Here is a 5,561-nt window from a genome sequence, read left to right as displayed (position 1 = left end):
CCCGCGAGCCGTCAGGAGGACCCGCGAGCCGTCATGAGAACCCGCGAGCCGCGCCCCACGAACGCCCCAAACACACCACTCCACAGGACTTGACCATCACCGGTTCCCGCGGCGGCCGGAACGTGTGCGCCGTGGCCCGAAGCGCCGCCGAGTGGCGGGCGCGGGAGGCGTACGGGCCGGCGGTTCTATCGCTGGATCGGGTGCCGGCGTACCCGGGTCACCACCGCTGTCCCGGGAGGGCGGGCCTCACCACAACTCGGGCTCGGGCCCGAAGGTGAACCGGCGTACGCTCACCTCACTCGGCGTGATCCGCACGAAGTGGGTCTTGATCGTCGGGATCCACGGGGTCAGCGGCAACTTCTCGGCGGCCTCGATGTCGGCGATGTGCTCGAGCACCTCGGCGGTGCCCTTCACCACCACGCTCCAGCCGTCCTTGCCCGGCACCCACGAATCGGTCTCGAAGGCGACGTGGCTGTTGGCGACCAGCTCGAACAGTTTGGTGCCGGTCCCGGTCCGGAACACCAGGGTCTCGCCGTCGACGACGAAGTTCACTGGAAAGATGTCGGGTTCGCGCTCCAGACTGGTGGCCAGCCGGCCGACCGACTGGGTGGCGAGCAGGTCCCAGGCAGTGGCCTCGGGCGGGGGCGTGGCGTTCGTGTCATCCATACCTGGATTCTCTCGCGCCGGCGCGTGGTTCGGGCCGGAACCGGGGGCTTGCCGGGATCGACGTGGTTAAGGTGGTCGGGTGCCTCGCATCATCGCCGGCCGGGCCCGTGGCCATCGGGTCGCCGCCCCCGCCGACAACGCCACCCGGCCCACCAGTGACCGGGTCCGCGAGGCGCTGTTCTCGGCGCTGGTGTCGTGGGCCGGGCGTACCGGCGAAGCACCCGAGGCGGCGCTGACCGGGTTCTCCTTCCTCGACCTGTACGCCGGGTCCGCCGCGATCGCGCTCGAGGCGGCCAGCCGCGGGGCGGCACCGGTGCTGGCGGTCGAGCAGAACCGGCGTACCGCCGACCTGGCCCGCGGTAACGCCCGGGACACCGCGCTGGCGGTCCGGGTGGAATGCGCCGAGGTGGGCCGGTTCCTGGCCGGCCCACCCACCCGGGCCTTCGACATCGTCTGGGCCGACCCGCCCTACGACGTCCCCAACGACCGACTCGCCGGCGTCCTGCGGACCTGCTGGGAGCGGGGCTGGCTGGCCCCCGACGGGCTGCTGGTGGTCGAACGCGACCGGCGCAGCGGCGAGCCCACCTGGCCGGATACCGGCACCGAGCCGGGCGCGCCGCGCTGGGATACCTGGCAGCGCCGCTACGGTGAGACCGTCATCCACTATGCCGAGTTGATCCCCGGCGACCCGGATCCGACCGAGGAGGAGACCTCATGAAAGCGCTGTGCCCCGGCTCGTTCGATCCGGTCACGATGGGCCATCTGGACATCATCAAGCGATCTTCCCGGCTGTTCGAGACCGTGCTGGTCGGGGTGGCGTCCAACACTTCCAAGAACGCGCTTTTCGGGCCCGACGAGCGCGTGGAGATGCTGCGGGAGAGTGTGGCGGATCTGCCCAACGTCGAGGTTCGGCTGATCTCGGGGCTGCTGGCGGAGTTCGCGGCGAAGGAGAACATCGGCGCGGTGGTCAAGGGGCTGCGCTTCGCCTCCGACTTCGATTACGAGCTGCAGATGGCGCAGATGAACCACCGGCTGAACGCCGACCTGGAGACCATCCTGCTGCCGACCGCGGCGAAGTGGGCGTTCGTGTCCTCCACCCTGGTCCGCGAGATCGCCATCCTGGGCGGCGACATCAGCGCCTTCGTCCCCCCGCTGGTGGTGGAGCGCACCAGGCAGCGGGTGGCCGAACGCCGGGCCGGTCGGTGAGCAATTTCCGATAACGGGCCAGCGATGATTGGATATCCCGCGCAATGTGACGCAGGCTGGTAGGGACACCGCCGAGCGCAGGAACGGGGGACATCATGCGCGTGGGATCGCGGGCCATCGTGGCTGCCGTCGGCGCCCTGCTCCTGGGTGCGACGCTGGCCAACCTCGGGATGGTCGGCAGCGGCCGCCAGGTGCTCGGGCAGGCCGCCGAGTTCCGCCCCGGTAACCCTGCGGTGATGGTGCCGCAGACCGATTCCCGCCAGGTGAGCGGACCGGCCCCGATGACCGCCGACCGCACCAGCACCGCGCCGCGGCGTCCGACGGCCGCCGGCACGGTTCCGGTGCCGCCGACCACCGCCAGTGCCTCGGCGACCGGCGTACGGGCGAGCGGGACCCCGGTGCCCTCCCAGCCGCGCCCGGGATCGGCACCCGCGCCGGAGCAGATCACGTCCCGAACGCGGCCGCCGGCCTCACCGGACGCGCCGGCCACCAGGCCGCCGGAGGTGTCGCCGCGACCCACCCCGGCCGGCACGGCCCCGCAGACCACCGCCACCGGGGTTCCGCACCCGACCACGGCACCGGCGTCGCAGACTCCCGAGACGGACGCCGACCCGAGCCCGAGCCCGGCGGGGACCACCCCGACCCCGGCGACCCGGCCGAGCGCGCAGACCGCCACCCCGGGTGCCGGCGCTGCGCCGACGCCGAACACGTCCGCGCGGTTCGTGGTGCCCGATCAGGCCAGCCGGTAGCCCTGCTTGTACTCGGTGACGAAGTACTGGGTGCCGATCTTGCGGCGCAGGTAGCGCACGTAGACCTCGACGACGTTCGATCCCGGATCGAAGTCGTACCCCCAGGCCAGTGAGAGCAACCGTTCCCGACTGAGGACCTCCCCGGGGTGCCGCAGGAACGCCTCCAACAGCGCCGATTCGCGCGCGGTCAACTCGACTTCCTTGGCTCCGGCCCGCGCCCGGCGGGTGCGCAGATCCAGCGAGAGATCGCCGTGGGTGAGCAGCATCGCGTCGGGCTGCTGATCGCGCAGCCGCAGCCGGATCCGGGCCAGGAGCTCGGTGAACCCGAACGGCTTGGCCATGTAGTCGTCGGCGCCGCCGGTCAGCCCGGCCACCGTGTCGGTCACCGACGAACGGGCGGTCAGGATGATCACCGGCAGGGTCGCGCCCGCACCGCGCAGGTGCCGCAGCACCTCGAAACCGGACATGTCCGGCAGGCCGATATCCAGCACCATCAGGTCGAAATCCCCGCTGGCGCCCAGCGTGATTCCCTCGGCCCCGGTACCCACGGTGGTGGAGGCGACGCCTTCGGCCTCCAGGCCCTTGGCGATGAAGGAAGCGATGAGCTCTTCGTCTTCAACGATCAGGATCTTGGGCATGGACCGGGTCCTCCTTGGGTTCGGGTTCGGGCTCAGTGGTGTCGGAGTCCGCAAGGTCCACCCGAGGCAGGGCCAACGTAACTGTTGTCCCGTGTCCGGGTTCGGATTCGAGGAGAAGTTCTCCGTCATGAGCCTGAGCAATCGATTGGACGATCGCCAGGCCCAGACCGGATCCCTCGATTCCCACCGAAGCGTGGCGGACCGAGCGCCGGCGGACCGCGTCGAGCTGGTCGGCGGGGATGCCCCGGCCCTCGTCGCGAACCCAGATGTGGACCTGATCGCCGACCCGCGCGCACCCCAGGGTGATCGAGGAGCCCGGCTCGGAATATTTCACCGCGTTGCGACACACTTCCAGCAGGGCCTGGGAAATCCGCTGGGGATCGGCCAGGGTGGTGGCCTCGTCCATGTGACCCAGCCGCCACTTCCGGTCACCGAACATGCGTGCCTTCTCCAGGACCTCGTCGCACAACTGCGGGACCTCGACCTCGACCCGGGTGAGGAAGTCGGCGCGGCCCACCTTGGCCAGGGTGATCATGTCCTCCACCAGCCGACTCATCCGGTGGATCTCCGACAGCGCCAGGTCCCGGGTGGCGATCACCTCCTCCGGATCATCGACGTCCAGCAGTTCCAGGTGTCCGCGCATCACCGTCAGCGGCGTACGCAACTCGTGGCCGATGTCGTCGTAGAACTCCCGCTGCTGGGTGAAAGTGTTTTCCAGCCGGTCCAGCATGGCGTTGACCGTGCGGGTCAGCAGGGCCAGCTCGTCATTGCCGCGCACCGGGATGCGTCGGCTGAGGTCGGTCTCGGTGATCTCGTTCGCTGTGGTGCGGACCCAGCGGATCGGTTCGAGGAGGCGACCGATGACCATCCAGGACGCCAACCCCACTACCACGATCGCGGCCAGGCCGACCAGGGCGATCGTGGCGTAGTTGCGGTTGAGCGTGTTGTGCAGCAGGTTCATGTCGTACGCGGTCACGTACGCCCCGCGCTGGCCTCCGTCGGGAGTGGCGACGGGCACGACGACGAAGCGCCAGTTGTTCCCCCGGGTGCGGTAACTGTCGATCACCGTCTGGTCCTGGTGGGCGAGGACCAAGACGTGTTCCACCAGTTCGGGATCGTTCTCGGCGCGTACGGTGACTGCCGGGGGAGCGGTGAGGGCCACCTTCCCGTCGATGATCGCGAACATCGATTCGCCCTGGTTGGGCACGGTGTTCTGCAGGGCGGCGTACAGCAGGTCCTCAACGTTGGACAGCGAGGTTCCGGTGCTCGGGTCGATCCCGCGCACGGCGACGTCACGGAAGGTCTGCGAGCGGCGTACCAGCTGGTCATTGGCCTCTTCATCGATCCGCTGGCGCTCCAGGGTGTAGCCGGTCACCCCGGCCAGCAGCAGGGAGAGCAGGGACAGCAGCGAGACGGCAGCAAGGACTCGCACGGCGACGCTGTCCCACAGGGAGCGGCGGCGGAGGGCGAGGGGCACGTGCTCATTATTGATGAGAGAACGTTCCGATTCAGGTCAGATGAGTCCCTTATTACTGGGACAGGGCAGTTATTACTGGGACAGGGGCAGTTGGGAGGGGGCCGGGTCGGGCTCATCCCGTGATGGTTCGGTCGGGTCCGGGCCTTCCTGCGATGGATCCGTTCGGCCCGGTGTGGTGCTGCGATGGCCCGCGGCGCGCAGCGACGGCCCGTCCGTGGTCGCGGCCGGTGCAGCAGTCGCGGGAGCGAGATTCCGATGCGGTATGGGTGGATGCGATGCGGGATGCGGGGAGGCGTACGCGGGGGCGGGGCACGCCGGGGGCAACTGCGCTGCGGCGGCGCTCCGCGTCGGGTGGGCCAGGCGGATGCGATGCGGGATGCGGGGAGGGGAGGCGTACGCGGGGGCGGGCCACGCCGGGGGCAGCTGCCCTGCGGCGGCTCCGCGTCGGGTGGGCCGCGATGGTTACCTCCGGTCGATCCCTTCTCGCGACGGATTCAGTCTTCCCGCACCCGAAGAGAGTTCCCGCACCGGCTGCACCGCCCGCGGGGTGACACGATGAATCGCACTGCGGCGCCTTCCATCGCAGCGGGGGCCGGGCTGAGGTAACCGTCGCAGGAGAGACCGGGGCCGACCGATCCGTCGCGGGAGGTGCCGTCCACTGCGGAGTAGATGCGATGCGGGACGCAGAACACAGCCCACGGGGGTACGCCTGCCGGATCGAGCTTCACCACACCCACCCACCGTCGCTATCGGTAATCCAGCGTCACGGCGCACCGAAGCTGCATCGCCAAAGGTGACGCTGCCTGACCGAGTCCGCGCTCGTTT

Annotated in this window: 6 protein-coding genes; 3 read left to right on the top strand and 3 right to left on the bottom strand. The window is 69.9% G+C overall.

The window, feature by feature from the left end; genetic code table 11:
- Positions 1 to 246: 246 nt before the first annotated feature.
- On the bottom strand, positions 247 to 666 hold the full coding sequence (locus tag G531_RS0117150) for a pyridoxamine 5'-phosphate oxidase family protein (protein WP_026928155.1): 420 nt from the start codon (positions 664 to 666) through the stop codon (positions 247 to 249).
- Between the two features lie 79 nt (positions 667 to 745).
- Here G531_RS0117150 and G531_RS0117145 point away from each other — a divergent pair, with 79 nt between their 5' ends.
- The 3 genes from G531_RS0117145 (at position 746) to G531_RS0117135 (ending at position 2,621) form a co-directional block, all read left to right on the top strand.
- The gene (locus G531_RS0117145; RefSeq protein WP_026928154.1) at positions 746 to 1,384 is read left to right on the top strand and encodes an RsmD family RNA methyltransferase; all 639 of its coding nucleotides are present in this window, start codon (positions 746 to 748) and stop codon (positions 1,382 to 1,384) included.
- The gene (gene coaD, locus G531_RS0117140; RefSeq protein ID WP_026928153.1) at positions 1,381 to 1,872 is read left to right on the top strand and encodes a pantetheine-phosphate adenylyltransferase; all 492 of its coding nucleotides are present in this window, start codon (positions 1,381 to 1,383) and stop codon (positions 1,870 to 1,872) included. The genes G531_RS0117145 and coaD overlap by 4 nt, the downstream gene beginning before the upstream one ends.
- 95 nt (positions 1,873 to 1,967) lie before the next feature.
- Positions 1,968 to 2,621 (top strand): hypothetical protein, encoded by a 654-nt coding sequence (locus G531_RS0117135; RefSeq protein WP_026928152.1) that lies wholly within the window; start codon positions 1,968 to 1,970, stop codon positions 2,619 to 2,621.
- Here the strand turns inward: G531_RS0117135 and G531_RS0117130 are convergent.
- Both G531_RS0117130 and G531_RS0117125 read right to left on the bottom strand, forming a co-directional pair.
- Positions 2,606 to 3,259 carry a response regulator transcription factor gene (locus tag G531_RS0117130; protein WP_026928151.1) on the bottom strand — a complete coding sequence of 218 codons (654 nt, stop codon included), beginning with the start codon at positions 3,257 to 3,259 and terminating at the stop codon, positions 2,606 to 2,608. The two genes, G531_RS0117135 and G531_RS0117130, sit on opposite strands and share 16 nt — an antisense overlap.
- Positions 3,237 to 4,736: a sensor histidine kinase gene (locus tag G531_RS0117125; protein ID WP_051215662.1), complete on the bottom strand. Its 1,500-nt coding sequence runs from the start codon at positions 4,734 to 4,736 to the stop codon at positions 3,237 to 3,239. The genes G531_RS0117130 and G531_RS0117125 overlap by 23 nt, the downstream gene beginning before the upstream one ends.
- Between the last annotated feature and the right edge of the window lie 825 nt (positions 4,737 to 5,561).

Origin of the sequence: Granulicoccus phenolivorans DSM 17626 = NBRC 107789 = JCM 15570, assembly GCF_000423085.1 — a bacterium.
Lineage (GTDB): Bacteria > Actinomycetota > Actinomycetes > Propionibacteriales > Propionibacteriaceae > Granulicoccus > Granulicoccus phenolivorans.
The sequence above is the reverse complement of the archived record's forward strand: the minus strand, read 5'-3'. Positions and strand labels throughout refer to the sequence as shown.